General features: G+C 67.0%; 3 protein-coding genes. 1 reads left to right on the top strand and 2 read right to left on the bottom strand.

The features are described from left to right. Positions 1-680, bottom strand: a 680-nt coding sequence (locus BFF76_RS30685) for a hypothetical protein (protein ID WP_141695729.1), incomplete at its 3' end; no start/stop codon positions are given. A gap of 152 nt (positions 681-832) precedes the next feature. Here BFF76_RS30685 and BFF76_RS34520 point away from each other — a divergent pair. Beyond that, positions 833-958, top strand: coding sequence for a hypothetical protein (locus BFF76_RS34520; RefSeq protein WP_275935690.1), 126 nt, complete (start codon positions 833-835; stop codon positions 956-958). Between the two features lie 120 nt (positions 959-1,078). Here the strand turns inward: BFF76_RS34520 and BFF76_RS33245 are convergent. After that, positions 1,079-1,550: hypothetical protein (locus BFF76_RS33245; protein ID WP_208604904.1), on the bottom strand; the 472-nt coding region annotated here is incomplete at its 5' end.

The following is a 1,550-nucleotide window of genomic DNA, read 5'->3' on the forward strand; positions in this document are numbered from 1 at the left end:
AGGAGCCGGGCGGCGTCCCGGCTGATCGTCACTGTGGTGACAGCGGAGACATCGGCGTTCTTCGGCTTAATCCGCCAGGTGGTGCGGAAGCCTTCGTTGGTCCCGTTGTCCACGTCCATGAGCAGGATGGTGCCGGGCCGCAGCTTCTCGTGTCCGAAGTGCTGGTTGAGCAGCAGGTAGCAGATGGCGCGGTTGCGGTGGGCGTCGCGGCCGGTGAGCCGGTCGGCGGCCTGCATGAACCAGCGAGGGCCCTGTCCGCGCAGTCCGGTGCGCTGGGGGTCGGTGGGCACGGGCGCACCGGCGAGCCGGGCGCGGGTGAGGCTCTTCTCCACCCCGTCAGCGACGCCGAGCTCGAGGAGATGCCCGTAGAAGGACGTGACCGCGGAGACCATGACCGCGCGGGTCGCGAGCGGGGAGTCCTGGTGTCGATCGGAGATCCACACGGCGATCTGCGCGCGGTCGCAGGTGTAGGGGTCGAGCGTGTCGCGACCCGCGTCGCACCAGTTGAGCCAGTCGGTCACGTAGCCCCGGTAGTGTCTCTTGGCTTCCGGGGAGAACGAGCCGGAGAGCAGCTTGTACGGGGAGCCGGGCGCGGTCCAGGAGCCGAGCCGCACGTACGCGTCGTGCGCCCCGCAGTCCTCGGGGTGGCAGTTAGGGCTGTGGCGGTGAAGATGGGGCACGCCTCGGCACCCTACTGGTCGGCGGATCTGCCGCTTGCGGAAGCTATCCCGGTCGCCCTGGAGACGGGTGGGAGAGTTTTCCCTGCGAGCTGTTGCTGTCCATCTGGCGTTGAGAGCACCGAAGGGGTGAAGGAGGTGGTGCCCCGATGTGCATGACGTGCAAGCACCCCGGCAGTAGTCACGCGGTCGTCGTCCCCCGGGAGGGCTGGCCCGAGCGCTGTGACCAGTGCCCGCGCTGCGAGGCGGAGATGCGCAGCGAGCGGGAGCAGGGCAAGTAGAGCAAGGGTGGGCCGGGGCGACACCGCTCCGGCCCGTTGTCTGCATTGTCTTGGATTACCCACCATTGTTGCAGCAACTTGCAACTACTCCACATGGTCGCTCCGCCCCTTTTTTGCTCTTCACGCTGGTGACGGTGCTGATGCCCAACGGATCGTTCTGGCTGGCACAGGGCGGGTTGGCAGCGGAGGTTTCGTTCCGAGCGGCGTCTGCGGAGACGGAGGATCGGGGCGACCACGCTCAACCTCCACGAGCATCGCGGTGCCGTCCGCCTTGCGCATCATCCAGTCGATGTCGTGGTCCTGGCTGTATTCAAGGGGCGGGGAGGTAACCCACGGTTCAGCCTTCGCTTCCTGATGCCCTTTGGCTCCGTCGTTTTCCCTGTTGCCGGGGTGGTGCTTGACGAGCCGCCTAGGGGCAAACCAGTCGAGGGCCTTGCCGTTGAGCCTTGCGCGTTCTTCGAGGAGGTGGCTGATGCCAGCGTTGAGGACAGCCGTGATCTCGTCGGGCGACAAGGCGGACAGCATGACCTGGAAGGCCGGGCTGATCCTCCCGACATAGTCGGGAGGCCCGTCCGTACCGTCGGCATGCAGC

The sequence above is a fragment of the Streptomyces mutomycini genome, from assembly GCF_001700505.1.
GTDB lineage: Bacteria > Actinomycetota > Actinomycetes > Streptomycetales > Streptomycetaceae > Streptomyces > Streptomyces mutomycini.